This window comes from Streptomyces sp. NPDC088157 (genome assembly GCF_044741545.1).
Taxonomy (GTDB): Bacteria; Actinomycetota; Actinomycetes; order Streptomycetales; family Streptomycetaceae; genus Streptomyces.
This window is the reverse complement of sequence record NZ_JBIUSU010000008.1, coordinates 59,710-85,024: the sequence shown is the minus strand read 5'-3', so window position 1 is coordinate 85,024 and position 25,315 is coordinate 59,710. Positions and strand designations below refer to the sequence as shown.

At 72.4% G+C, this 25,315-nt stretch carries 24 protein-coding genes, 2 pseudogenes and 1 riboswitch; of the genes and pseudogenes, 21 read left to right on the top strand and 5 right to left on the bottom strand.

The annotated features are described in order from the left end of the window. Nucleotides 1-4: 4 nt before the first annotated feature. Nucleotides 5-457, top strand: coding sequence for an Lrp/AsnC family transcriptional regulator (locus ACIPFH_RS30070; RefSeq protein ID WP_020128883.1), 453 nt, complete (start codon nucleotides 5-7; stop codon nucleotides 455-457). 365 nt (nucleotides 458-822) lie between these two features. On the opposite strand, the gene ACIPFH_RS30065 is transcribed toward ACIPFH_RS30070, so the two are convergent. Beyond that, nucleotides 823-1,563 (bottom strand): GntR family transcriptional regulator, encoded by a 741-nt coding sequence (locus ACIPFH_RS30065; protein ID WP_401831292.1) that lies wholly within the window; start codon nucleotides 1,561-1,563, stop codon nucleotides 823-825. Between the two features lie 211 nt (nucleotides 1,564-1,774). On the opposite strand from ACIPFH_RS30065, the gene ACIPFH_RS30060 reads away from it, so the two are divergent. The 8 genes from ACIPFH_RS30060 (at nucleotide 1,775) to ACIPFH_RS30025 (ending at nucleotide 11,285) form a co-directional block, all read left to right on the top strand. Next, a complete protein-coding gene (locus ACIPFH_RS30060; RefSeq protein ID WP_401831289.1) occupies nucleotides 1,775-2,932 on the top strand; it encodes an ABC transporter substrate-binding protein in 1,158 nt (385 codons plus the stop codon). Then, nucleotides 2,929-3,825, top strand: a complete 897-nt coding sequence (locus ACIPFH_RS30055) for an ABC transporter permease (protein WP_401831286.1) — start codon at nucleotides 2,929-2,931, stop codon at nucleotides 3,823-3,825. The genes ACIPFH_RS30060 and ACIPFH_RS30055 overlap by 4 nt, the downstream gene beginning before the upstream one ends. Next, nucleotides 3,813-4,625, top strand: a complete 813-nt coding sequence (locus tag ACIPFH_RS30050) for an ABC transporter permease (protein WP_401831284.1) — start codon at nucleotides 3,813-3,815, stop codon at nucleotides 4,623-4,625. The genes ACIPFH_RS30055 and ACIPFH_RS30050 overlap by 13 nt, the downstream gene beginning before the upstream one ends. A 3-nt stretch (nucleotides 4,626-4,628) precedes the next feature. Beyond that, nucleotides 4,629-5,708 (top strand): ABC transporter ATP-binding protein, encoded by a 1,080-nt coding sequence (locus tag ACIPFH_RS30045; RefSeq protein ID WP_401831281.1) that lies wholly within the window; start codon nucleotides 4,629-4,631, stop codon nucleotides 5,706-5,708. Nucleotides 5,709-5,731: 23 nt separating this feature from the next. Then, nucleotides 5,732-7,195, top strand: coding sequence for an HAD-IA family hydrolase (locus ACIPFH_RS30040; protein ID WP_401831279.1), 1,464 nt, complete (start codon nucleotides 5,732-5,734; stop codon nucleotides 7,193-7,195). A gap of 106 nt (nucleotides 7,196-7,301) precedes the next feature. Beyond that, a complete protein-coding gene (locus ACIPFH_RS30035) occupies nucleotides 7,302-8,546 on the top strand; it encodes an MFS transporter (RefSeq protein ID WP_401831276.1) in 1,245 nt (414 codons plus the stop codon). Nucleotides 8,547-8,704: 158 nt separating this feature from the next. Then, entirely contained in the window at nucleotides 8,705-9,493 is a 789-nt protein-coding gene (locus ACIPFH_RS30030) for a carbon-nitrogen hydrolase family protein (RefSeq protein ID WP_401831273.1), read from the top strand. 79 nt (nucleotides 9,494-9,572) lie between these two features. Then, on the top strand, nucleotides 9,573-11,285 hold the full coding sequence (locus ACIPFH_RS30025; RefSeq protein WP_401831271.1) for a flavin monoamine oxidase family protein: 1,713 nt from the start codon (nucleotides 9,573-9,575) through the stop codon (nucleotides 11,283-11,285). A gap of 34 nt (nucleotides 11,286-11,319) precedes the next feature. On the opposite strand, the gene ACIPFH_RS30020 is transcribed toward ACIPFH_RS30025, so the two are convergent. After that, nucleotides 11,320-12,060, bottom strand: a complete 741-nt coding sequence (locus ACIPFH_RS30020) for a DUF5995 family protein (protein ID WP_401831268.1) — start codon at nucleotides 12,058-12,060, stop codon at nucleotides 11,320-11,322. 142 nt (nucleotides 12,061-12,202) lie between these two features. On the opposite strand from ACIPFH_RS30020, the gene ACIPFH_RS30015 reads away from it, so the two are divergent. Next, on the top strand, nucleotides 12,203-13,321 hold the full coding sequence (locus ACIPFH_RS30015) for a glycoside hydrolase family 6 protein (protein ID WP_401831265.1): 1,119 nt from the start codon (nucleotides 12,203-12,205) through the stop codon (nucleotides 13,319-13,321). Here ACIPFH_RS30015 and ACIPFH_RS30010 read toward each other — a convergent pair. Further along, nucleotides 13,300-13,536, bottom strand: a pseudogene (locus tag ACIPFH_RS30010) (nitrate reductase); the annotation flags it as partial. The gene ACIPFH_RS30015 and the pseudogene ACIPFH_RS30010 overlap by 22 nt on opposite strands. Before the next feature lie 111 nt (nucleotides 13,537-13,647). On the opposite strand from ACIPFH_RS30010, the pseudogene ACIPFH_RS30005 reads away from it, so the two are divergent. Further along, a pseudogene (locus ACIPFH_RS30005) lies at nucleotides 13,648-13,812 on the top strand (acyl-CoA thioesterase); the annotation flags it as partial. On the opposite strand, the gene ACIPFH_RS30000 reads toward ACIPFH_RS30005, so the two are convergent. Then, nucleotides 13,775-14,995: an MFS transporter gene (locus tag ACIPFH_RS30000; RefSeq protein ID WP_401831262.1), complete on the bottom strand. Its 1,221-nt coding sequence runs from the start codon at nucleotides 14,993-14,995 to the stop codon at nucleotides 13,775-13,777. The pseudogene ACIPFH_RS30005 and the gene ACIPFH_RS30000 sit on opposite strands and share 38 nt — an antisense overlap. A gap of 136 nt (nucleotides 14,996-15,131) precedes the next feature. Here ACIPFH_RS30000 and ACIPFH_RS29995 point away from each other — a divergent pair, with 136 nt between their 5' ends. Next, nucleotides 15,132-16,469 carry an ROK family transcriptional regulator gene (locus tag ACIPFH_RS29995; RefSeq protein WP_401831261.1) on the top strand — a complete coding sequence of 446 codons (1,338 nt, stop codon included), beginning with the start codon at nucleotides 15,132-15,134 and terminating at the stop codon, nucleotides 16,467-16,469. Here the strand turns inward: ACIPFH_RS29995 and ACIPFH_RS29990 are convergent. Then, nucleotides 16,466-17,209: an SDR family oxidoreductase gene (locus tag ACIPFH_RS29990; RefSeq protein WP_401831259.1), complete on the bottom strand. Its 744-nt coding sequence runs from the start codon at nucleotides 17,207-17,209 to the stop codon at nucleotides 16,466-16,468. The genes ACIPFH_RS29995 and ACIPFH_RS29990 overlap by 4 nt on opposite strands. 379 nt (nucleotides 17,210-17,588) lie before the next feature. Then, nucleotides 17,589-17,719: riboswitch (FMN riboswitch) on the top strand. A 146-nt stretch (nucleotides 17,720-17,865) separates the two neighbouring features. Here ACIPFH_RS29990 and ACIPFH_RS29985 point away from each other — a divergent pair. From ACIPFH_RS29985 to ACIPFH_RS29945, 9 genes are all read left to right on the top strand, one after another. Further along, nucleotides 17,866-18,471 carry a riboflavin synthase gene (locus ACIPFH_RS29985; RefSeq protein WP_356251874.1) on the top strand — a complete coding sequence of 202 codons (606 nt, stop codon included), beginning with the start codon at nucleotides 17,866-17,868 and terminating at the stop codon, nucleotides 18,469-18,471. Beyond that, entirely contained in the window at nucleotides 18,468-19,109 is a 642-nt protein-coding gene (locus ACIPFH_RS29980) for a nicotinamide riboside transporter PnuC (RefSeq protein WP_401831256.1), read from the top strand. The genes ACIPFH_RS29985 and ACIPFH_RS29980 overlap by 4 nt, the downstream gene beginning before the upstream one ends. Continuing rightward, nucleotides 19,106-20,395 carry a bifunctional 3,4-dihydroxy-2-butanone-4-phosphate synthase/GTP cyclohydrolase II gene (locus ACIPFH_RS29975; RefSeq protein ID WP_401831255.1) on the top strand — a complete coding sequence of 430 codons (1,290 nt, stop codon included), beginning with the start codon at nucleotides 19,106-19,108 and terminating at the stop codon, nucleotides 20,393-20,395. The genes ACIPFH_RS29980 and ACIPFH_RS29975 overlap by 4 nt, the downstream gene beginning before the upstream one ends. A gap of 47 nt (nucleotides 20,396-20,442) precedes the next feature. After that, complete coding sequence (gene ribH, locus ACIPFH_RS29970) at nucleotides 20,443-20,928, top strand: 6,7-dimethyl-8-ribityllumazine synthase (protein WP_401831253.1); 486 nt, start codon at nucleotides 20,443-20,445, stop codon at nucleotides 20,926-20,928. Between the two features lie 33 nt (nucleotides 20,929-20,961). After that, complete coding sequence (locus tag ACIPFH_RS29965; protein ID WP_328483088.1) at nucleotides 20,962-21,234, top strand: phosphoribosyl-ATP diphosphatase; 273 nt, start codon at nucleotides 20,962-20,964, stop codon at nucleotides 21,232-21,234. Nucleotides 21,235-21,318: 84 nt separating this feature from the next. Further along, on the top strand, nucleotides 21,319-22,167 hold the full coding sequence (gene hisG / locus ACIPFH_RS29960) for an ATP phosphoribosyltransferase (RefSeq protein WP_356251885.1): 849 nt from the start codon (nucleotides 21,319-21,321) through the stop codon (nucleotides 22,165-22,167). Between the two features lie 14 nt (nucleotides 22,168-22,181). Then, nucleotides 22,182-22,649, top strand: a complete 468-nt coding sequence (locus ACIPFH_RS29955) for a PH domain-containing protein (protein WP_401831251.1) — start codon at nucleotides 22,182-22,184, stop codon at nucleotides 22,647-22,649. A gap of 206 nt (nucleotides 22,650-22,855) precedes the next feature. Beyond that, nucleotides 22,856-24,181, top strand: coding sequence for a hemolysin family protein (locus ACIPFH_RS29950; RefSeq protein WP_401831249.1), 1,326 nt, complete (start codon nucleotides 22,856-22,858; stop codon nucleotides 24,179-24,181). Beyond that, nucleotides 24,178-25,302: a hemolysin family protein gene (locus tag ACIPFH_RS29945; RefSeq protein ID WP_401831246.1), complete on the top strand. Its 1,125-nt coding sequence runs from the start codon at nucleotides 24,178-24,180 to the stop codon at nucleotides 25,300-25,302. Before ACIPFH_RS29950 ends, ACIPFH_RS29945 begins: the two co-directional genes overlap by 4 nt. Nucleotides 25,303-25,315: the final 13 nt, after the last annotated feature.

The window sequence follows — 25,315 nt, the reverse complement described above, 5'->3', positions numbered from 1 at the left end:
CACTGTGCTGAACGATCTCGACGAACGCATCGTGCACGCCCTCGCCGAGGACGCCCGCCGCTCCTTCGCGGACATCGGGCAACTGGTCGGCCTGTCCGCGCCCGCCGTGAAACGGCGCGTGGACCGGCTGCGGGCCACCGGGGCCATCACCGGCTTCACCGTACGGGTCGACCCGGCGGCCCTCGGCTGGGAGACCGAGGGGTTCGTCGAGATCTACTGCCGGCGCAACACCTCCCCGGAGACCATCCAGCGGGGCCTGGAGCGCTACCAGGAGGTCGTGGCCGCGTCCACCGTCACGGGGGAGGCGGACGCCGTCGCCCAGGTCTTCGCCGCCGACATGCGCCACTTCGAGCGCGTGCTGGAGCGCATCGCGGGGGAGCCGTTCGTGGAACGGACGAAGTCCGTGCTGGTGCTGTCGCCGCTGCTGCGCCGCTTCTCCGCGGGCTCACCGACCTGAGCGGTCCCGAGCCGGCCGGTGCGGTCCGCGGGCTTGTGCCGAGCACCGGCCTGCGCCGATTGCCGGCCGGTACAGCCCGCGGGTTTGTGTCGATCTCCGGCCCCGGCCGACCGCGGGCCTGTGTCGGCTGTCGGCCGGTGCCGACTGAGGGCCTGTGCCGGGCCCGTGCTGGTCCGGGTGCCTGTGCCGACCCGGTTGAGGTCGGCCTGAGCGCGCCGCCGGTTGGCTAGGCCCGGACAGGACCGGCCCGCCGCCGGTTCGGTGCTTGTCCGGGTGCCTGTGCCTGTGCCTGTGCCGACCCGGTTGAGGTCGGCCCGAGCGTGCCGTCGGCCTGCTCGGCCCGCCGGCCTGCTCGGCCCGCCGGCCTACTCGGCCGGCTTGCGGGCCAGCGCGTTGTTCCCTATCGAGTTGTGCACGCTGAAGCTGACCGCGTCCGAGCGGTAGCGGTCGTCCGACCACTCCACCGGCCGGCCCTCGCGGGTCGTCGTGACCCGGCGGACGCGCAGCAGGGGGCTCGTACGGCGGACGCCGAGCAGTTCGGCGTCCTGGGCGCCCGCCGCCACCGCGTCGATGACATGCTCGCCGTAGGCGAAGACCAGGCCGGTGTCGTCGAGGAGGCGCTGGGTCACCGAGGGGCAGTCCGGCTCGATCGACTCGACGGCCGGGGAAATCCAGTCGGCGTACACGGTCCGCTCCAGGAGCACCGGCTCGCCGTCCAGACCGCGCACTCGCAGGACGTGCAACACGGGTGTCCCGTCGCGTAGTTGGAGGTGTACGGCGTCCTCGGCGGTGGCCGGGCGGTACTCCTGTGCGACCACCCTGCCGGTCGCCCGGCGGCCCATCGCGCGCGCCCACTGGGCGAAGCTGCGCAGCTCGGCGAAGCTCTGGCTGCGGCGGCTGGCGAGGACCACCCGGCGGGCGCCCTGACGGGAGCCGATGAGCCCCTCGGCGGTCAGCGCCGCCACGGCCTGGCGGACCGTGCCGCGCGAGACGCCGTAATGGGCGGCGAGGTCGGTCTCGGCGGGCAGCCGCGCGCCGACCGCGTACTCCTCGCGGCCGATGGCCCGGCGCAGCTCGTCGGCGATCTCCTCGTGTCGCGCGGCCATGCTTCCCCTCTGCGTCGACTGCTGTACACAGCTTGACCAGCGTAGTCGACCCGTGGCGCTGCTCGGCGGCAGCCGCAACTGTGCGTGAAATCAGGGCTCAGGGTTTCGCCAGTGTTTACGAAGGGGACACCAGCGGCGTGCGTACTGAGGCCAACTTGTTCAGACAAGTTCGCCTCATCTCCTGCATTCTCGCGCGTCCCCTGGAGAAGCCGTGACCGTGCCCCTGCCGAGAACAGCCGTCCGTGGTGGTGCTCTCGCCGCCCTCGCCGCACTCGCCCTGAGCGCCTGTGGCGCCGCCCCCGAGACCACCTCCACCTCCGCCGACGGCAAGAGCGCCGCCACCGCCACCTCGGCCGCCGACTTCGGCGGACTCGACGCCCTGGTGAAGGCGGCGAAGAAGGAGGGCACGCTGAACGCCATCGCGCTGCCCCGCGACTGGGCCAACTACGGCGCCCTCATCGACGGTTTCCAGAAGAAGTACGGCATCAAGGTCGCGGTCGAGAACCCCGACGGCTCCAGCCAGGACGAGATCAACGCGGTCACCTCGCGCAAGGGTCAGGACCGCGCGCCCGACGTCCTCGACCTCGGCAGCTCCTTCGCGCTGAGCGCCGCCCAGCAGGGGCTGCTCGCTCCGTACGAGGTCGCCTCGTTCGCCGACCTACCCGCGGGCCAGAAGGACGCGCAGGCCCGCTGGTACAACGACTACGGCGGCTACATCTCCATCGGCTGCGACGCCAAGCGCGTCAAGACCTGTCCGACCACCTTCGCGGACCTGCTCAAGCCGCAGTACAAGGGCCAGGTCGCCCTCAACGGCAACCCCACCAAGTCCGGCTCCGCCTTCGGCGGTGTCTACGCGGCCTCCCTCGCGAGCGGCGGCTCCTTCGACGACATCCAGCCCGGCCTCGACTTCTTCGCCAAGCTGAAGAAGAACGGCAACTACACGCCCGTCGAGTCGACCCCGGCCACCGTCGAGAAGGGCGAGACGCCCATCAGCATCGACTGGGACTACCTCAACGCCGGATACGCCGACGAGTTCAAATCCAAGGGCGTCGACTGGAAGGTGTCGGTGCCCGGCGACGGCCAGTTCTCCCAGTACTACTCCCAGGCGATCAACAAGGACGCGCCGCACCCGGCGACGGCCCGCCTGTGGCAGGAGTACCTCTACAGCACCGAGGGCCAGAACCTGTGGCTCAAGGGGTACGCCCGTCCGGCCCTGATGACCGCCATGGAGAAGGCCGGCACCCTCGACACGACGGCCGCGGCCAAGCTGCCCGAGGTGTCCGGGACGCCCGCCTTCCCGACCGAGGACCAGCAGAGCAAGGCCAAGACGGTCCTCGGGCAGGGCTGGGCCAAGGCCGTCTCCGGATGACCTCCACCGCCGTACGGGTCGACATGGCGACCGCCGCTCCGGTGAAGCGGCGGCGCCGTGCCCTCGGCTGGCTCGCCGTCGTCCCGCTGCTCGCCTTCACCGCGCTCGCCTTCGGGCTGCCCGCCCTTGCCATGCTCGACGGCGCGTTCACCGCCAAGGACCCGGCCACCGGCGCCACTTCGTACACGACCGACAACCTGACGGCCTCGCTGCGGGGCGCGTATCTGACGGCCCTGCTCGGCAGCGTGAAGCTGTCCGCCGTGTCGGCGGGGCTGGCGGCGCTGCTCGGGCTGCCGCTGGCGCAGGCCGTCGTGACCTCCCGCTTCCGCGCGCTGCGCGAGGCGGTGCTCACCGCCTCCGGGGTGCTGGCCAACTTCGGCGGTGTCCCGCTGGCGTTCGCCTTCGTCGCCACACTCGGCAACGCCGGTGTGCTGACCCGGCACTTCGGCCTCACGCAGCAGGGCTGGGACCTGTACAGCTTCTGGGGACTGGTGATCGTCTACCTGTACTTCCTGATCCCGCTGATGGTGCTCACCATCACCCCCGCCCTGGAGGGCCTGCGCTCCCAGTGGCGCGAGGCGGCCCAGAACAACGGGGCGACCCCCGCGCAGTACTGGCGGCATGTCGCCCTGCCCGTCCTGCTGCCCTCGCTGCTCGGCGGCCTCGTGCTCCTCTTCGGCAGCGCCTTCGCCGCGTACGCCACCGCCGCCGCCATGGTGGGCAGCTCCATCCCGCTGGTCACCCTCCAGATCGCCGACGCCATCTCCGGCAACGTGCTCGTCGGGCAGGAGAACGTGGCGCTCGCCCTCAGCCTCGACATGGTCCTGGTCGCGGGCCTGGTCATGGCCGTGTACCTGCCCCTGCAACGACGGAGCGCGCGATGGCTCGCCTGAACCTGTGGCGGTGGGGTGTCCTCGGCCTCGCCGGACTGTACTTCCTGGTGCCGCTGGCCGCGTCGGTCGTGTTCACCGTCGACGTGCCCGGACAGGGCGTCACCTTCGACGCCTACACCCGGATCTTCTCCGCCGCCGGCTTCGGCTCCGGCCTGCTGCTCTCGCTGGAGCTGGCCGGCGCCACCATCGCCGTCGTCCTGCTGCTGATGGTGCCCGCCATGGTGGCGCTGCGGCTTGGCTCGCCCCGGCTGCGGCCGGTCGTCGAGGTGGTGTGCTCACTGCCCCTGGTGGTGCCGCCGATCGCGTTCGTCGCCGGTATCGGGACGGTGCTGAAGTGGGGACCCGAGCATTTCTCGCGCACCCCGCTCTTCCAGACGTTCGTGGCGATCCAGAACCCCGACTTCCCCGTGGTCCTCGTCCTGGCGTACGTCGTGATGGCGCTGCCGTTCGTGTACCGCGCGCTGGACGCGGGGCTGCGCTCCGTCGACGTCCGCACCCTCGTCGAGGCCGCCCGCAGCTGCGGGGCCGGCTGGCCGCAGGCGCTGATCCGGGCCGTCCTGCCCAACCTGCGCGGCGCACTGCTCAACGCCTCCTTCCTCACCCTGGCCCTCGTGCTCGGCGAGTTCACCGTGGCGCAACTGCTCGGCTTCCAGCCCTTCGCCGTCTGGATCGTGAACGTCAGCGGCTCACAGGCCCAGCTGTCCGTCGCCGTGTCCGTGCTCAGCCTGCTCGTGACCTGGGTGCTGCTCCTCGTCCTCGCCGGTTTCGGCGGACGCGCCCGTCCTACTTCCCGGGGATGAACCATGACCGTGCTCGATACGACAGCGACGAAGCCGGCGGCGAAGGCGGCCACCGTCGAATTCCGCGGCCTGCGCCGGGAGTTCGGGCCGACCCTCGCCCTCGACGGCTTCGACCTGACCGTCCGGCCGGGTGAGCTCCTCGCCCTGCTCGGCCCCTCCGGCTGCGGCAAGACCACCGCGCTGCGGATGCTCGCCGGGTTCGAACACCCCGACTCCGGTGCGGTGCTGGTCGACGGCGCGGACGTCACCCGGGTACCCGCCCACCGCCGGGACGCCGGGATGGTCTTCCAGTCGTACAGCCTCTTCCCGCACCTCGACGCACTGGACAACGTGGCCTTCGGGCTGCGTATGCGCAAGGTGCGTACCGCCGAACGGCGGGCGCGGGCAGCCGAGTTGCTGGAGCTGGTGGGCCTCGCGGACAAGGGCGCGCGCTTCCCGCACCAGCTCTCCGGCGGACAGCAGCAGCGCGTCGCGCTGGCCCGGGCCCTCGCCCTGCGCCCGCGCGTCCTGCTCCTGGACGAGCCGCTCTCCGCGCTCGACGCCAAGGTGCGGCTGACCCTCCGCGAGGAGATCCGGCGGCTCCAGCAGGAGCTGGGCATCACCACCCTGTTCGTCACCCACGACCAGGAGGAGGCCCTGTCCATGGCGGACCGGGTCGCCGTGATGCATGCCGGGCGGCTCGAACAGTGCGCCGCCCCGGCCGAGTTGTACGGCCGGCCCGCCACGGCCTTCGTCGCCGAGTTCGTGGGCACGACGAGCCGGATCCCGGGGCATCTGGACGGCGGCACCGTCGAGGTGCTCGGGCGTCGGCTGCCCGTCGACGGCCGGCTCCCCGTCGTGACCGAGGTGGACGCCCTGGTGCGGCCGGAGGCGGTGCGGGTACGGGCGGAGGACGGCGGGGACGCGCGCGTGGTGGCCACCTCGTTCCTGGGCGCGGTCGTCCGCGTCACCGTCCGGCTCGCCGACGGCACCGAGGTGAAGGCCGACCTGCCCGCCCACGAGGCCACCGTGATCGTTGCCGGGACCGCGGTCACCGTGTCGCTGCCGGACCGTCCGGTGCTCGTGGCCGAACGTGCTTCCTGATCCCCCACCGAAAAGAGGCGACAGTGACCCGACTCCCGCTCCAGGCCGCCCTGTTCGACATGGACGGCACGCTCGTCGACACCGAGCGGCTGTGGTGGGAGGCGGTGGAACGGGTGGCCGGCCGGACCCTGACCGAGGCGGACCGCCCGGAGGTGCTCGGCCGTCCCGTGGAACACACCGCCCACTGGCTGGCCACCGACACCGGCCGGCCCGCACCGGGGCTCGCCGAGGCGCTGCACCGGGAGTTCGCGGACCGCGTCCGCGCCGGTGTGCTGCCCCGCCCCGGCGCGCTCGCCCTGCTCGACGCCCTGGCCCGGGAGGGCGTGCCGACGGCGCTGGTGACCGCGTCGCCCAGGGCGGTCGCCGACCTCGTGCTCGAAACGCTCGGCGCGAGCCGGTTCGCCGTCACCGTCACCGCCGACGACACCGAGCACACCAAGCCCGCCCCCGACCCCTACCTCGCCGCCTGCCGCGCCCTCGGCGTCGACCCGGCGGCCTGTGTGGCCGTCGAGGACACCGAGACCGGCGTGACCTCCGCCGAGGGGGCCGGGTGCGCGGTGCTGGCGGTGCCCTCGCTCGCGCCGATCGGGCCGGCGCCCGGCCGGACGGTCGTGGCCGGTCTGGAGGGCATCACCCCCGAGCGGCTGCGCTCCCTGCTGCCGTACCGGCTCCGCGTCATGACGTGGAACCTCTGGTACGGCGGCACGAAGGTCCGCGATCACCGGGCCAAGCAGCTCAAGGTCCTCACCGAGACCGACGTGGACGTGGTCGGCCTCCAGGAGACGCACGGATCCGCCGCCGAGGAACTCGCCGAAGCCCTCGGCTGGTACCACCACCGGGCCGGGGAGAACCTCGGGATCATCAGCCGCCACCCGATCACGGCCGCCCTGGGCGACCCGGACGTGGGCTTCTACGGTGCGGCGGGCGTCCGGATCGCAGTCGGCGGCAGCGAGGTCGAGGTGTGGACGGCCCACCTGGACTGCGCGCCGTACGGGCCCTACGAGGCCGCCTTCGACGGGCTCGCCGAGGACATCCTGATCGCTCACGAGGAGGGGCGGCTCGCGCGACTGAGGGACGCCCTGCGCCGGGTGGGGGAAGCCGCGGACGTGCCCGTCGTCCTGGTCGGTGACTTCAACTGCCCCTCCCACCTGGACCGGCCGGACGTCGGGTGGCCGGTGACCAGGGCCGCCGAGGAGGCCGGCTTCGCCGACTCCTACCGCGAGGCGCACCCCGATCCCGTACGGGAGCCCGGTCACACCTGGTCCCCGGTGCACGCCGAGCACGAGGACGGCAGCGGGCGCCCGGAACCTCAGGACCGGATCGACTTCGTGCTCCACCGGGGTCTCGGCGTGCTCGACTCGCGTACCCACGTGACCGGCAGCCCCCGGCCGTGGCCGGACGTCGAGGACAACGACTGGCCCTCCGACCACGCCGCCGTGGTCACCACCTTCGCGATCACCGGTAAACAGGTGGGCGGCGGGGCGTGAACTGTCTACCATCGGTGACATGACCTGGCGACATTGATCCACGACCGGTTCCGACGTCCGTCGACTGACCGCCACGCTGTACGCGTACGCGTTCCTCGACGAGTTCGTGCTGCTCTACCCGGTGTACGCGCTGCTGTTCGCGGACAGCGGCCTGTCCGTCGGGCGGATCTCCTCCCTCTTCGTCCTGTGGTCGCTGACCGGCGTCCTGCTGGAGGTCCCCTCGGGTGCCTGGGCGGACGCAGTCTCCCGGCGGCTGCTGCTGTGGATCGGCCCGCTGCTGGGCGCGTCCGGCTTCGCGCTGTGGGTGCTGCTCCCGTCGTACTGGGCCTTCGCGGCCGGCTTCGTCCTGTGGGGCGCGCGCGGCGCGCTGGGCTCCGGCGCGCTGGAGGCACTGGTCTACGAGGAACTGGACCGGGCCGGCGCCGCCGACCGGTACGCCCGGATCATGGGCCGCGCGCATGCGGTGGGCCAGGTGGCCGTGATGGCGGCGATGGGCCTGGCCGGGCCGGTCTTCGCGGTCGGCGGATACCCGGCCGTCGGTGCGGCCAGCGTGCTGGCGTGCCTGCTCTGCGCCGTGACGGCGACCCGCTTCCCGGAGCACCGCACCCCGGCCCCGGCCGGGACCGACGACGCCGGTGAGGGCGACGGCGGTGGCGACGGCGGTGGTGAGGGCGACGGGGGTGACGACGGCGGTGGTGTGGGTGGGGGTGAGGGCGAGTCCGGCTGGACCCGGACGCTGCGCGCCGGACTCCCCGGACTCCCCGGATTCGCCGGACTCCGCCGGGACCGTCCCCTCCTCGGCGCCCTGCTGTTCGTCCCCGCCGTCACGGCGGTGTGGGGCGCGCTCGACGAGTACACCTCGCTGCTGGTCAGGGAGACCGGCGTACCGGACGCGGCCGTCCCCCACCTGCTCATGGTGATCTGGGCCGGTGTCACGGCGGGCAGCCTGCTGTCCGGGGCGGCCGAGCGCCTCGGCGGCACCGGCCTCGCGGTGCTCCTCGCGGGTGCCGCCATCGCCCTGGCGGCCGGCGCGCTGACGGGAACACCCGCCGGGGTCGCCCTCGTCGCCCTCGCCTTCGGCGGCTTCCAGTCGGCGACGGTCCTGGCCGACGTCCGGCTCCAGCAGCGCATCGAGGGCACCGCCCGGGCCACCCTCACCTCGGTCGCCGGCCTGGGTACCGAGCTGGTGACCATCGCGGTGTACGGGGCGTACGGCGTCCTCGGGGCGCACTTCCCGCACAGCACCGTGTTCGCCCTGTGCGCGGTGCCGTACCTGATCACGGCCCTGGTGGTGGGCCGGGGGAGAAAAGGGGTGAGGGCTCGGCCGGTGGGCCGGGGGAGAGGGGAATGAGGGCGCGCAACGAATCGCCGTTCCACCGGCTCCGCACGCAACGATCCGCTCACCGGCGCGCAACGGCTCCTTCTTGCCGGGCCCGCGCGGCCGACCGTACCGTCTACATGGCCCCTAAATCCGGCCGCCGAACCCCCTCGTACCGGTGAGGATCACGCATGCGCACCGCCCTGCTCCAGAGCTCCGGCCGCCCCGGCTCCGTCGCCGCGAACCTCAAGGTTCTCGACGAGGCCGCGGACCGGGCCGCCGCCGCGGGCGCCGGGCTGCTCACCGCTCCGGAGATGTTCCTCACCGGGTACGCGATCGGCGACGACATCGCCCGCCTCGCCGAGCCCGCCGACGGGGACTCCGCGGACGCGGTCGCCGAGATGGCCGGCCGGCACGGGCTCGCGATCGCCTACGGCTACCCGGAGCGGGTCGGCGACGCGGTCCACAACTCCGCCCAGCTGATCTCCGCCGACGGCACCCGGCTCGCGAACTACCGCAAGACGCACCTCTTCGGCTGCTTCGAGCGCGACCACTTCCGGCCGGGCGAGCAGCCGGTCGTCCAGGCGCGGCTGAACGGCCTCACCGTCGGCCTCATGATCTGCTACGACGTCGAGTTCCCGGAGAACGTCCGGGCCCACGCCCTCGCCGGCACCGACCTCCTGGTCGTGCCGACCGCGCAGATGCACCCCTTCCAGTTCGTCGCCGAGTCGGTGATCCCGGTCCGTGCCTTCGAGAACCAGCTGTACGTGGCGTACGTCAACCGGGTCGGCCGGGAGGGCGAGTTCGAGTTCGTCGGCCTCTCCACGCTGGCCGGTCCCGACGGGGTCGCCCGCGCCCGCGCAGGACGCGGTGAGGAGCTGGTGTTCGCCGACGCCGACCCCGTCGCCCTCGCCGCCTCCCGCGAGGCGAACCCGTATCTCGAGGACCGCCGCCCCGGCCTCTACGGGTCCCTGACCTGATCCCGGCCGGACCCGGCCGGTCCGGTCCCAACGCCCTGAGCCCTCCCCCGAGTTCTTTCGCGCAAGGAGTCCGTACCCCATGACGTCCACCGTGCCCAACGCCGTCGAGCACGCAGACGAGCAGCAGCCGCCGATCACCATGTTCGGCCCGGACTTCCCTTACGCGTACGACGACTTCCTCGCCCACCCGGCGGGCCTCGGCCAGATACCCGCGACCGAGCACGGCACCGAGGTCGCCGTCATCGGCGGCGGACTGTCCGGCATCGTGGCCGCGTACGAGCTGATGAAGATGGGGCTCAAGCCCGTCGTCTACGAGGCCGACCGGATCGGCGGACGGCTGCGCACCGTCGGCTTCGACGGCTGCGACCCCTCCCTCACCGCCGAGATGGGCGCGATGCGCTTCCCGCCGTCCTCCACGGCGCTCCAGCACTACATCGACCTGGTGGGCCTGGAGACCCGGCCCTTCCCCAACCCCCTCGCGGAGGCGACCCCTTCGACGGTCGTCGACCTCAAGGGCGAGTCGCACTACGCGGAGACGGCCGAGGACCTGCCGCAGGTCTACCGCGACGTCGCCGCCGCCTGGAACAAGTGCCTCGAAGAGGGCGCCGACTTCTCCGACATGAACCAGGCCATGCGCGAGCGCGACGTCCCGCGCATCCGCGAGATCTGGGCGAAGCTCGTCGAGAAGCTCGACAACCAGACCTTCTACGGCTTCCTCTGCGACTCCGAGGCCTTCAGGTCCTTCCGGCACCGCGAGATCTTCGGCCAGGTCGGCTTCGGCACCGGCGGCTGGGACACCGACTTCCCGAACTCCATCCTGGAGATCCTCCGCGTCGTCTACACCGAGGCCGACGACCACCACCGCGGGATCGTCGGCGGCTCCCAGCAGCTGCCGCTGCGCCTCTGGGAGCGGGAGCCGGAGAAGATCGTCCACTGGGCGTACGGCACCTCGCTGGCGAGCCTGCACGACGGCGGCGAGCCCCGCCCGGCCGTGACCCGGCTGCACCGCACCGCCGGCAACCGGATCACCGTGACGGACGCGAACGGCGACATCCGCACGTACCGAGCGGCGATCTTCACCGCCCAGTCCTGGATGCTGCTGTCGAAGATCGCCTGTGACGACTCGCTCTTCCCGATCGACCACTGGACGGCGATCGAGCGCACGCACTACATGGAGTCCAGCAAGCTGTTCGTGCCGGTGGACCGCCCGTTCTGGCTGGACAGGGCCGTCGACGACAACGGGGTGCCGACCGGCCGGGACGTCATGTCGATGACGCTCACCGACCGCATGACGCGCGGTACGTACCTCCTCGACGACGGCCCGGACAAGCCCGCCGTCATCTGCCTCTCGTACACCTGGTGCGACGACAGTCTGAAGTGGCTGCCGCTGTCCGCGAACGAGCGGATGGAGGTCATGCTGAAGTCGCTCGGCGAGATCTACCCGAACGTCGACATCAGGAAGCACGTCATCGGCAACCCGGTGACGGTCTCCTGGGAGAACGAGCCCTACTTCATGGGCGCGTTCAAGGCCAACCTGCCCGGCCACTACCGCTACCAGCGGCGCCTGTTCACCCACTTCATGCAGGACCGGCTGCCCGAGGACAAGCGGGGCGTCTTCCTCGCCGGCGACGACATCTCCTGGACCGCGGGCTGGGCCGAGGGGGCCGTGCAGACCGCGCTGAACGCGGTCTGGGGCGTCATGCACCACTTCGGCGGCACGACCGACGCGACCAACCCGGGCCCGGGCGACGTGTACGACGAGATCGAGCCGGTGGAACTCCCCGAGGACTGAGGCCGCGCGGCACGGGGTCTCACCCCACGGCGTCTCACACCACGAGGCCGGACAGCGGGGTGAGCATCATGCGGCCCGCGAAGCCGACGGCCGTGTCGAGGCGTTCGGTGAACTCCTCGGCGACGTCGGGCAGTCGGCGCAGTGCCCACAGGGCCCGGGCCGCCGTCCACGTGGCGTCCCGGGCGCGCTCCAGGCTCCAGGAGCCGAGGAGATGAGTGAGGGGGTCGGCGATCTGCAACAGGTCGGGGCCCGGCATCAGTTCCTCGCGGACGCGTTCCTCCAGCGAGCCGAGCAGCTCGCCCACGCGCTCGAACTCGTCCTCCAGCTCGCCCGGTTCGCAGCCGAGGCTACGACAGGCGTCCACCACGGCGAGCGCGAGGTCGTGCCCGATGTGCGCGTTGATGCCCGCCAGCGCGAACTGAAGCGGGCGTACGCCGGGATGGCGGCGGAACTGGAGCAGCGGACGCCAGCAGGCGGGTGGGCGCCGGTCGGCGGACACCGGGTCCACGGCGTCCAGGTAGCGGTTCGCGAACCGTACGTCCAGCGTGGTCGCGGCCCGCGTGTCCGGGAAGCGGCCCGTGTCGATGCGCCGGTCGACCTCCTGGGTGACCGCGAGGTAGACGCGGTTGAAGACGGCGACCCCGTCCCGGGGTGGCAGGGCCGCTTCGAGGGCGCGCATCCGGGCGAGCACGTCGTCGACACTCGGGCGATCGGTGTCGGCGCCTGTCTCGGCGTCCGTCCCGGAGAAAGTGATGAACTGCTCCAATTGCGGCATGGGGGCAGGGTGACAGTCCTAGGCTGGCCCGCGTGCCGGCGGGCCCGAGGCTTCCCCGGAACGGGGGAACGGGCCCGTGGCGCGGGAGGGGAACAGCAAGGTGCCAGGATTGCGTGGGGGACGGTCCGACCGGCGGGGTGTCATGGTGGCCGTCGCCTCGGTGGTGGTGGCCCTGGGCACCGCGGCCGGGACGCTGACCGCACTCGGCGACGGGGAGGACGACGGCCGGCGCGGCTCCGGGCGGGCCCGACCGCAGGTGAGCGCGACGCTCCTGTCCCCCTCGTCCGCGTCGCCCCCACCGTCTCCCTCCGCGTCCCCCTCGGCCTCCGCCAAGGCCGTGCGGCCGACGCCCTCGCCCAGCCGCACCGCGCGCGAACCGCGGGCGGCCGCCGGCTCCACGAGCCTCTACCGCCACTCCGAGTCCCAGGTCCTCGACTGGGTCCGCGACAACCCAACGGATCCGCGCACCGCCGTCATCGGGTCCCGGATCGCGAGCCGCCCGGCCGCCGTGTGGTTCACCGACTACGCCCCCGGCACCGTCACCTCGCGGGTCCGCGCCGTCACCTCGGGAGCCGCCGCCCAGGGCCGGGTGCCCGTCCTCGTGGCGTACGCGATCCCGGACCGCGACTGCGGCGGCGCCTCCGAGGGAGGGGCGCCCGACCTCGACGCCTACGCGGGCTGGATCGACGGGTTCGCCGCCGGGCTCGGCTCCGGCGAGGTGGTCGTCGTCCTGGAACCCGACTCGATAGCCCAGACCGACTGCCTCGACGGGGCCGGACGGGCCGCTCGGCTCGCCGCGCTCGCCCGCGCGGGCCGCGTGCTGAAGACGGCGAACCCGAAGGCGCGCGTCTACTACGACGCCGGGCACTCGGCCTGGAACACCCCGGCCGAGCAGGCGGCGCTGCTGCGCCAGGCCGGCGCCGCCTCGGCCGCGTCCTCCGACGGGATCTTCAGCAACGTCTCCAACTTCCACCGCACGACCGACGAGGTCGCCTACGACCGCCGGGTCCTGGACGCCCTCGGGGGTCCGCCGGGCCTGGGCGCCGTCATCGACACCAGCCGCAACGGCAACGGGGCGCCGACCGGCGGCGAGTGGTGCGACCCGGACGGCCGGAGCATCGGCCGGGCTCCCACCTTCCGGACCGGAGAGACCCGGATCGACGCCTACCTGTGGGTGAAACTGCCGGGGGAGTCGGACGGCTGCAAGGGCGCGGCCGGCGAGTTCAGCCCGTCGTACGCCTACGAGCTGGCCTCGTCGTAGCCGCTCGTGCCCTCGTCCGGCAGGGGCCGCCCGGCCTTGAGGCGGGCGGGCGCGAACGCGCGGAGCGCGTGGTAGCCCGTGATGACGACGACTGTGCCGAGGGCGATGCCGCTCAGCGAGAAGGTGTCGGTGAACTCCGGCGTGACGTCGCCGACGCCGATGATGACGCCCGCCGCGGCCGGCACCGGGTGCGGCGGGTTGCGCAGGTCGACCCGACGATGACCACAACTCGGCGTGACGTTGCCGACGCCGACGCCGACGCCGATGATGACGCCCGCCGCGGCCGGCACCGGGTGCGGCGGGTTGCGCAGGTCGACCCGACGATGACCACGGGGCTGACGTACGGCTTCCGGTCCTGTTCGGCGGACGGCGGCACGACGTACGCGCAGGGCACCCGCGTCCTGGTACGGCTCGACGCGACCACCCTGCGCCCCACGCCGTGGAGCGACGCCTTCAGGGCCGTGGGCCGGGCACTGCTGCGGCCTGCGGACCGACCTTCGCGCCGGTGCGCTCACCGCTGCGCAGCACACCCGCGAACAGCACGAGCCCGCACGCCAGCACCGTCACCACACCGAACGACACCACCAGGCTGGTCGCCTGGGCCACGCCGCCGATCAGGCTCGGCGCGATCAGGCCGGAGGTATAGGTGATCGTCGCGACGCCCGCGATGGCCTGGCTGGGGTTCGGCCCGCTGTGCCCGGCCGCCGCGAAGCACAGCGGCACGACGACCGCGATGCCGAGGCCCATCAGCCCGAACCCGCCCATCGCCACCGCAGGGTGGCCCGCGAAGACGATCAGCAGCCCGCCCAGCGCGGCGAGGACCCCGCCCGCCCGGACGGTACGCACCGCGCCGAACCGGTTCACCACCGCGTCACCCACGATCCGGGCCACCGCCATCGTGAACATGAAGCCGGTCGTGCAGGCCGCCGCCGCCCCGGCCGACGACGAGAGCTGGTCACGCAGATAGACGGCCGACCAGTCCAGGCTCGCGCCCTCCGCGAACACCGCGCAGAACCCGACCGCGCCGATCAGCAGCGCCGAGCGGGGCGGCAGGGTGAACCGCGGGGGCGGTTCCTCGTCCTCGGCCGGCCGCAGATCCAGCACCCAGTGGCAGGCCAGCAGGCCGAGAAGGGTGAGGACGGCCGCCGCCAGCACATGGTGCACGCGCGCGTCCGCACCCAGGTGCGCGGCGAGCGTCCCGCCCGCCGAGCCGATCAGGGCGCCCGCGCTCCACATGCCGTGCAGCCCCGACATGATCGACCTGTCGAGCAGCCGCTCCACCTCGACGCCCAGGGCGTTCATCGCCACGTCGGCCGTCCCCGCGGACGCGCCGTACGTGAACATCGCCAGGCACAGCGTCAGCAGGTTCGGCGCGAGGGCGGGCAGAGTCAGCGACAGCGTCCACAGCGCGAGCAGGCCGCGCAGGGCCGCACGGCTGCCGAAGCGATGCGTGATCGAGCCGGCCAACGGCATGGCGCAGGCCGCGCCGAACGCCGTGAAGGCGAGCGCGAACCCGAGCTGTCCGGTGGACACGCCGGCGTGGTCCTGGATCCACGGCACCCGGGTGGCGAACGAACCGGTGACGGCTCCGTGCACGGCGAACACGGCCGCCACGGCGTACCGGGCGCGCCGGACCTCCGCCGGTGCGTGGATCACTTCGCCCACTCCGCTCATTCTCCCGTCCCTCCCGGATCAGCGTCGCGCCGCCGCGATGCCGTCGTAAACTATCAGGAACCCTGCCTGATAAATAGAGGGCCGACGGTCGGCAGCCACCGATCGAGTCCCCGTCGGCCGTGGGAGGATTCCCGCCATGCCCGCATCCCCGAGCACCGCCCGGGCCATCAACGACCGGCTCGCCCTCCGGCTGCTGCAACACGAAGGCCCGCTGACGGCAGGGCAGTTGAAGCAGCTCACCGGTCTGTCCCGCCCCTCGGTCGCCGACCTCGTCGAGCGCCTCGCCGCCTCCGGTCTCATCGAGGTCGTCGGAGAGGCGGGCGAGCAGCGCCGAGGACCGAACGCCAAGCTCTACGGCATCGTGGCCGACCGCGCCCACCTGGCCGCGCTGGACGTGCGCACGGAAGGGGTCACGGTGCTCGTCTCCGACCTGGTCGGCCGGGTGCTCGCCGAGGCGTCCGTGCCGATCGGAGACGACACGGGCACCGGGACGGCCGTGGAACAGGCGGTCTCCCTGGTGGAGCGCGCGGCGAAGGAGGCCGAGGCCGTGGGGGCGCCCGCGCGCGCGGGCGGCCGGTCACCGGGCCGGCTGCACACCCTCGGCATCGGCGCACCCGGCCTGATCGACCCCGCGAGCGGCGAACTGCGCGACTCCAGCGGCCTGCCCGAGTGGCACCGCCGACTGGTGGCCGCGCTGCAGGAACGCTTCCCGGACGCCCACGCGCACGTGGAGAACGAGACCAACCTGGCCGCGCTGGCCGAGCAGCGCGAGGGCGCCGCCGGGGACCGCGACACCTTCGTCCTGCTGTGGCTGGGCCATGGCACCGGCGCGGCCGTCGTCCTGGACGGCGCCCTGCGGCGCGGTGCCTCCGGCGGCACCGGTGAGATCGGCTTCCTGCCGGTCCCCGGCACGAACGGCCTGCCCTCGGCGACGGACTGCGAGGGCGGCTTCCACTCGCTGGCCGGCTCGGCGGCGATCGCCGCACTGGCGGGGGAGTACGGGCTGACGGCCCTCGCGCGCACGGACGAGCCGGTGGCGGCGGCGCTGGTGCGGGCGGCGGTGGCGGCGGTGGACGCGCCGGACACGGGTGCCGCAGTCCGTGCCGCCACCGGATTCCTCGACGCCCTCGCCGACCGTCTCGCCCTCGGCGCCGCCTCCGTCGTCGCCGTCCTCGATCCCGGCTGTGTGGTGCTCGGCGGGGAGGTCGGACAGGCCGGCGGGGAGGTGCTCGCGAGCCGGGTGGCGCATCGGCTCCGGCGGATGGCGCCGCTGCCCACGGAGGTGCGCCCCGGCGTCCTGGGCGGCGGGGCGGTGCTGCGCGGGGCCCTGCTCACGGCCCGCGACGCCGCCCAGGAGGAACTGTTCGGCACGCCCCCCGGGACCGGGACGCCCCGGAACGGGTCCGCGAAGCAGCCCCTCGGGCCCGGAGGGGGGCGTGAGCCGGGCGGGGCCTGGCGGACCCGGCCCGCCTAGCCGCGGATGCGCGTAGCCAGGTACTCCTCGAACGTTCCCTTGCCCACCGCCCGCTCCGGCGCCAGGTGCCCGCCCGCGCGAAAGCCCCGGTAGGCCGCGCCCCACAGCGGTACGTTCACCACCGCGCACCGCCTTCCGCTCGCCTTCAGGAACGCGCGGGCCAGCGACTCGAACGTGCGGATCTCGGGCCCGGCCAGGTCCTCGACCCGTCCGGCCGGCGCGCCCGTCGCCAGCTCCGCGAGCCGGTCCGCGACCTCGGCGACCTCCACCGGCTGGTCGCTCACCCCGGCCGGCAGCACCATCACCGGCACCTTGGCCAGCCCCTGCAGCACCTGGACCAGCAGGTCGTGGAACTGGGTGGCCCGCAGCACCGTCCAGCCGATTCCCGACTCCTCCACCAGCTTCTCCACGGCGAGCTTGGCCTTGTAGTAGCCGAACGGCACCCGGTCGACCCCGACGATCGAGATGTGGACCAGGTGTCCCACGCCGGCCCGCCGCGCCGCGGCGATCAGGTTCGCGGCCGCCCGCTCGTCACCTCCGCGCGGTGTGCTCGCACAGTGCACGACCGTGTCCACGCCCGCGACGGCCGCGTCCAGCCCAGGGCCGCCCTCGCGCAGGTCGACGGCGTACGGCCGGGTGTGCCGGCTCAGTACCCGCACCTCGTGCCCGCCCGTCCGCAGCCGCTCGGCGACGAGCCGGCCGAGGGTTCCCGTACCGCCGGTCACGAGGATCGTGGTCATGCTGCTCAGCCCCTTCGGACACCGGGGCGCTCCCCGCCGGAACGCCCTCCGTCGGTCAAGCTTGTCCGGGTCGGCCACGGCTCGCACGTCCCGCGGGTCGAGGCGGGGTTCCGATCCCGCCGGAACCCCGCCTCGATCGGCCGGAGCGAGGGCGCCCGGCGGCGGGCAAGGGCCGTCGTCACCGCCGCCGGGCCGCACTCCGTCGACCCTAGAAAGGACTAGACCAGTCCGTCAATAGGTATGGACCAATTCCGGCCCAGGTCGCGGGTGATGCCGAACAGACCCGGACCCGACCCGGATTGACGACCTGTGAGCCACTCCACATCCTTCACCTGTATGGACGCTTGCCCGGCGTGGCACACTGGCCCTGTAACCAAAGCAGCGCACTCCGGGGTCGGTGAAAGTCCGAACCGGCGGTTATAGTCCGCGACCCGGTCGCTTCCAGCGGCCGGTTGACCAGGTGAAATTCCTGGACCGACGGTTAAAGTCCGGATGGGAGGCAGTGCGCGGCGGGCGGGCATTCGTGCGCGCCGCCGTATGTGTACTCGTCCGCGGACGAGTCTGTCCGGCGTCGCCCCCGGTGCCGTTGCCCGTACCTGCTGTCGTCATCGACAGGCCCCGGAGTCCGTGCCCGAAGAGGCAGGAGGACCCGGGAAGTGTTCACCGGAATCGTCGAAGAGCTGGGTGAGGTCACCGCCGTCGAGAATCTCGGCGACGCCTCCCGCTTCCGGCTGCGCGGCCCCGTCGTGACCGACGGCGCGAAGCACGGCGACTCCATCGCCGTGAACGGGGTCTGTCTCACCGTCGTCGAGCACGAGGGCGACGAGTTCACCGCCGACGTCATGGCGGAGACCCTGAACCGCTCCAGCCTCGGCGCCCTCGGCGTCGGCTCGCGTGTCAACCTCGAACGCCCCACCGCCGTCGGCGCGCGCCTCGGCGGGCACATCGTGCAGGGTCATGTCGACGGCACCGGCGCGGTGTTGGAGCGCAGGCCCTCAGAGAACTGGGAGATCATCAAGATCTCCCTCCCCGCCGACCTGGCCCGGTACGTCGTGGAGAAGGGCTCCATCACCGTCGACGGCATCAGCCTCACCGTCGTCGACGCCGGCTCCGACCACTTCACGGTCAGCCTCATCCCCACCACTCTGGCCCTGACCACGCTCGGGCTCAAGCAGCCCGGCGACCCGGTCAACCTCGAGGTGGACATCGTCGCCAAGTACGTCGAGCGCCTGCTCGCCGCCACGCAGGGGGCGGCGCAGTGAACTCGCTGAACTCCGAGGCCTTCACCCTCCTCGACCAGCACATCCTGTGGTCGGACATGATCGGCAACATCCTGGGCCTGATCACCCTCGCGCTCGGCTGGCGCCGCTCCCTGTGGACCTGGCCGGTGCAGTTCCTCTCCGGGCTCGTCCTCTTCGGCGCCTTCTTCGGCCATCTGACCGGCAGCGCCGGCAAGCAGGTCGTCGTCATGGTCGTCGCCCTGTACGGCTGGTGGCAGTGGAACCGGAGCCGGGGACGGTCCGCCGACGGCCAGATCACCCCCCGCTTCGCGACCTGGCTCGAGCGCGCGGCCATGGTCGGCGCCGCCGCCGTGGGAACCGTCGCCGTCGCCCTGCTGTTCAAGGCCTACCCGTCCCTGTCCTGGGACCCCTGGCCGGACGCCTACATCTTCGTCGGCACGATCGTCGCCATGTACGCCCAGGCGCGCGGCATGGTCGAGTTCTGGTTCGCCTGGCTCCTCGTCGACGTCGTCGGCGTCCCCCTCAACTTCGCCAACGGCTACGCCTTCTCCGGCTTCGTCTACGTCATCTACGGCGCGCTCGTCCTGTGGGGCATGCGCGACTGGTGGCTGCGCTCCCGCAAGGCCTCGCAACCCGCTCTGGAAGGAGCGCCGGCATGAGTACCGCACCGATCCTCTACAGCACGGACGGCATCGAGGACTTCGCGCTGGACCCCGTCGAGCAGGCCATCGCCGACATCGCCGCCGGCCGCCCCGTCGTGGTGGTCGACGACGAGGACCGCGAGAACGAGGGCGACCTCGTCATCGCCGCGGAGAAGGCGACCCCCGAGATCGTCGCCTTCATGATGAGCGAGTGCCGCGGTCTGATCTGCGCCCCCATGGAGGCCGACGAACTGGAGCGCCTGGAGCTCCCGCAGATGGTCGAGGACAACACCGAGTCGATGAAGACCGCGTTCACGGTCTCCGTCGACGCCTCCGCCGCCCACGGCGTGACCACCGGCATCTCCGCCGCCGACCGCGCCACCACGCTCCGGCTCCTGGCGGGCGGCGCCACCGAGGCCACGGACTTCGTCCGCCCGGGTCACATCTTCCCGCTGCGCGCCAAGTCCGGCGGCGTGCTGACCCGCAACGGCCACACCGAGGCGGCCGTGGACCTCGCGCGTCTCGCGGGGCTGCGCCCGGCCGGCGCGATCGTCGAGATCGCCGGCGAGGACGGCCGGATGCTCCGCCTGCCCGAGCTGATCCCGTTCGCCCGCAAGCACGGCCTGACGATCATCTCCATCGAGGACCTGATCGCCTACCGCCGCAGCGCCGAGCCCACCGTCCGCCGCGAGGCGCAGACCCGGCTGCCCACCGTCCACGGCACGTTCACCGCGTACGGCTACCGCTCCACCCTCGACGGGGTCGAGCACGTCGCCCTCGTCCACGGCGAGATCGGCGACGGCGAGGACGTCCTCGTCCGGGTGCACTCGGAGTGCCTCACCGGCGACATCTTCGCCTCCCAGCGCTGCGACTGCGGCCCCCAGCTCGACGCCTCCCTGGAGCGCATCCAGAGCGAGGGCCGGGGCGTGGTCGTCTACCTGCGCGGACACGAGGGCCGGGGCATCGGCCTGCTGTCCAAGCTGCGGGCCTACGAGCTCCAGGAGCAGGGGCACGACACCCTCGACGCCAACCTGGAGCTGGGCCTGCCCGCCGACGCCCGTGACTACGGGGCAGGCGCCCAGATCCTCGAGGACCTCGGCGTGCGCAGCGTGCGCCTGATGACCAACAACCCCGAGAAGACCGACGCGCTCGTCCGGCACGGCATCGAGGTCACCCGGCGCGAGCCGATGCCCGTCCAGGCGGGCGAGCACAACATCCGCTACCTGCGCACCAAGCGGGACCGGATGGGACACGACCTGCCCTGGCTGGACGCGACCCCCGTGTCCCCCTGCGGCAACCAGTAGGACCAGCGGCACCAGCGGGACCGGTAAGAACAGGACTGAGGAGAGACGTGAGCGGCAAGGGCGCACCGGAACTGTCCGTACGCAATGTGGGTGACCTGCGGGTCGCCGTCATCGCGGCACAGTGGCACGAGAAGGTGATGGACGGACTGGTCGACGGCGCACTGCGCGCCCTGCACGACCTCGGCATCGACGAGCCGACCCTGCTGAGGGTCCCCGGCAGCTGGGAGCTCCCGGTCGTCGCCAAGGTGCTGGCCGGGCGGGGCTACGACGCGATCGTCGCCCTCGGCGTCGTCATCAGGGGCGGCACCCCGCACTTCGAGTACGTGTGCCAGGGCGTCACCCAGGGCCTCACGCAGGTCTCCGTCGAGACCGGCGTGCCCGTCGGCATGGGCGTCCTCACCTGCGACACCGAGGAGCAGGCCCTGGACCGGGCCGGCCTCGAGGGCTCCAGCGAGGACAAGGGGCACGAGGCGGTGACGGCGGCGGTGGCGACCGCGGCCACCCTCCGCTCAGTATCTGAACCCTGGCGGTAGGCCGCCCCGCACAACGGCTAGGGTGGGATCACCATGTCCAAGAAGACGTTCGAGGAGCTCTTCACCGAGCTCCAGCAGAAGGCCGCCAGCGCCGACCCCGCCACTTCCCGCACCGCAGAACTGGTCGGGAAGGGCGTCCATGCCATCGGCAAGAAGGTGGTCGAAGAGGCCGCCGAGGTCTGGATGGCGGCCGAGTACGAGGGCAAGGAGGCAGCCGCCGAGGAGATCTCGCAGCTGCTCTACCACGTCCAGGTGATGATGGTCGCCCGCGGAATCTCGCTGGACGACGTGTACGCCCACCTGTAAGACCGGTGTCCGGACACCTCACGTCTCCGGACACCTCCGTATCCACCCACCCATTCCACGTTCCACGCGAAGGAAGCCGACCTCATGCTGCGCATCGCCGTCCCCAACAAGGGTTCCCTGTCAGGCCCCGCGGGGGAGATGCTGCATGAGGCCGGCTACCAGCAGCGCCGCGAGTCCAAGGAACTGCGGATCGTCGACCCGGTCAACGACGTCGAGTTCTTCTACCTCCGCCCCCGCGACATCGCGATCTACGTCTCCTCCGGCCGCCTCGACATCGGCATCACCGGCCGCGACCTGCTGATCGACTCCGGCGCCAACGCCGAGGAGATCCTCCCGCTCGGCTTCGCCCGCTCCACCTTCCGCTTCGCCACCAAGCCGGGCACGGCCGAAGGCATCGAGGACCTCCAGGGCCGGACGGTCGCCACCTCCTACGAGGGCATCGTCGCCAAGCACCTGGCCGAGCAGGGTGTCGACGCCTCCGTGGTCCACCTCGACGGCGCCGTCGAGACCGCCATCGAACTCGGTGTCGCCGAGGTCATCGCCGACGTCGTCGAGACCGGGACCTCGCTGCGCAACGCGGGCCTCGAGGTCTTCGGCGAGCCCATCATGAAGTCCGAGGCCATCGTGATCCGGCGCACCGGCGCCGACGTCGAGGAGCCCAAGGTGCAGCAGTTCCTGCGCCGCCTCCAAGGCGTCCTGGTCGCCCGGACGTACGTGATGATGGACTACGACTGCCGCGTCGAACAGCTCGAGAAGGCCGTCGCGCTGACCCCGGGCCTGGAGTCGCCGACCGTGTCCCCGCTGCACAACGAGGGCTGGGTCGCCGTCCGCGCCATGGTTCCGGCCAAGGAGGCGCAGCGGATCATGGACGACCTCTACGACATCGGCGCGCGCGCCATCCTGACCACGGCCATCCACGCCTGCCGCCTCTGACCTCAGCCGGGAACATGTCCAACCTGCCGACCCTCCCCGTCACCTTCCGGCCGGGCCGCACCCGCGTGGTGCTGCTCACGGCCGGAGCGGTGATCCTTCTCGTCATCTCCGCCGTGGCGATGCTGCTGGAGCAGCTCGGCCCGGGGGAGCGGCTCAGCTTCATCCTCACCGGAGCCCTCATCTTCTGGGTGCTGGCCCAGCTCGCCCGGGTACGGGTCGTCGCCGACGATTCCGGGGTCACCGTCGTGAACATCGCGAGCCGGCGGCACCTGGAATGGGCCGAGATCGTCCAGGTGAACCTCCGTCCGGGGGATCCGTGGGTGTTCCTCAACCTCAGCGACGGCACCAGCCTGCCGGCCCTCGGTATCCAGCCGGGCATCGACAAGCAGCAGGCCATCGCGGACGCGCGCGCCCTGCGGACCCTCGCTGAGACCCGGTCCCTTCGGGACCCCGAGACGTCCACGGAACAAGATCAGGGCTGACTCGGGGCCGTCCACCCTGCCGCTCGAGCCCCTGTCTTGATTAATCTGGTGACGGAGGCGTTCCTCTTGCGCCTCCACCCCTGTGGCTCCCAGCCGGGTGCACAGGGGTTCCTGCTACCCGAGGAGTGACTCCCTCCGGCGATGGACGGTTCGTCCTGTAGTACCTGCGCCGCCCCTGTCCGACCTTGTTCGGAGGCGGCGGCAACATGACCACCCCCTTGCTGCTCCTGGCAGCCGCGTTCCTGCTCATCCTCGCCAACGGCTTCTTCGTCGCCGCCGAGTTCGGCCTTGTCACGGTCGAGCGTCCGGACGCCGAGAAGGCCGCCGCCGAGGGCGACAGACGAGCCCGTACGGTCGTCGAGTCGCTGAAGGAACTGTCCTTCCAGTTGTCCGGCACCCAGCTCGGCATCACCATCACCTCCCTCGTCGTCGGCATGCTCGCCGAACCGGCGCTCGCCGAGCTGCTGCACGGCCCGTTCACCGCGATCGGCATCCCCGACGGCGCCGTCTCCGGTGTCGCCGTGGTCGTCGGCATGCTGCTGGCCTCCGCCGTGCAGATGGTGATCGGCGAGCTCGTGCCCAAGAACTGGGCGGTGTCCAAGCCCCTTCAGGTCGCGCGCTTCGTCGCGGGCCCGCAAGCCGGCTTCTCCCGCCTCTTCCGGCCGGTGATCGCGGCCCTCAACACCGTCGCCAACCGGCTGGTGCGCGCCCTGGGCGTCGAGCCCACCGCGGAGCTGGCCTCCGCGCGCACCCCCGGCGAGCTGGTCTCCCTGGCCCGCCACTCGGCCCAGGCCGGGGCGCTCGAACAGGACACGGCCGACCTGTTCGTGCGGACGCTGTCGCTGGCCGAGCTGACCGCTCAGCACGTCATGACCCCGCGGGTGAAGGTGAGCGCCCTTCAGTCGTCGGCCACCGCCGAGGACGTGGTGAACCTGACCCGCGCCACCGGCCTGTCCCGGTTCCCGGTCTACCACGAGAAGATCGACGAGATCGTCGGCATGGTGCACCTCAAGGACGCCCTGGCGATCCCCGTCCACGACCGGCTGCGTACCCCGCTCGGCCGTATCGCGCGCCCCGCGCTGCTGGTCCCCGAGACCCTGCCCGTCCAGCCCCTGCTGGCCCGGCTGCGCAGCGAACAGCCCATCGCCGTCGTCGTCGACGAGTACGGCGGCACGGCCGGGGTGGTCACGCTGGAGGACATCGTCGAGGAGATCGTCGGCGAGGTCCGGGACGAGCACGACGGCCAGGACACCCCCGAACTCGCCGCGGCCCCGCCCGAGGAGGGCCGGCCGGCCTGGGACGTGGACGGCAGCTGTCGCGTCGACACCCTCCAGCGCATAGGCATGGAGGTCCCCGAGGGACCGTACGAGACGGTCGCCGGGCTGGTCGCCGACCTGCTCGGCCGTATCCCGGCCGTCGGGGACCGGGCCGAACTGCCCGGCTGGCGGGTCTCCGTGCGCCGCGTCGGCCACTACCGGGCCGAGCGGGTCCGGCTGGTGCGGACCGGCCAGGTCGTGGAGGTCTCCCGATGAGCGCCCTGCAACTCGTCTTCGCCGCGCTGCTCGTGCTCGCCAACGGATTCTTCGTCGGCGCCGAGTTCGCGCTCGTCTCGGTCCGCCGCAGCCAGATCGAGCCACTGGGCACCGCGCGGGCCCGCCAGGTCCTCTACGGCCTGGAACGCCTGCCCCAGATGATGGCGGCGGCCCAGTTCGGCATCACCGTCTGCTCCCTCACCCTGGGCGCCGTCGCCGAACCGACGGTCGCCCACCTGCTGGAGCCGGTTCTCGAGGCGGTGCACCTCCCGCACGGCATGATCCATCCGCTGGGCTACGTGGTGGCCCTCGCGGCCGTGGTCTTCTTCCACCTCGTCATCGGCGAGATGGTTCCGAAGAACCTCGCCATGGCGGCCCCCGAGAAGGCCGCGCTGTGGCTCAGCCCGGGCCTGGTCGCCTTCGCCCGGGTCTGCCGGCCGATCACCGTGGGCCTCGGCGCCTGTGCCCGCGGCATCCTGCGGCTCTTCCACGTCGAGCCCAGGGACGAGGTCGCGGCCGTCGTCACCAGCGAGCAGCTCAACCGGCTGCTGGAGGACTCGGGCCAGGCCGGCCTCCTGGCCCCCGAGGAACAGGAGCGGCTCGAGGACGCGCTGGAACTGGGCTCCCGCCCGGTGACGGACGTGCTGCTGAAGCGCGAGTCCCTGGTCACGGTCAGCCCCGCGGTCACCGCCGGGGAGATCGTCGAGCTGACCGCCCGTACCGGCTACTCCCGTTTCCCGGTCGCCGCGGAGAAGGGCGCCTTCATGGGCTATCTGCACGTGAAGGACGTCCTCGACCTGGAGGATTCCGAGCGGGCCGTGCCGCAGCAGGTGTGGCGTCCGATGACGACTCTGCGCTCCGAACTGCCGCTCGACGACGCGCTGACGGTGATGCGCCGGGCGGCGACCCACCTGGCGCAGGTGGCCGACGCGTCCGGCAGGGTGCTCGGTCTGGTCGCGCTGGAGGACGTACTGGAGCTGCTGGTGGGCGAGGTCACCGACCCCGCGCACCGGGAGGTCTCGGAGATCCGGCTGACGGAGCCGAGGGGAAGCTCCCCCAAGGTCCCGGCCACGGTCGAGCGGGGCGGACCTCCGTCGCCGGAGGAAGCGCTGGCGAGCTGAGCGGAGCCGCGGG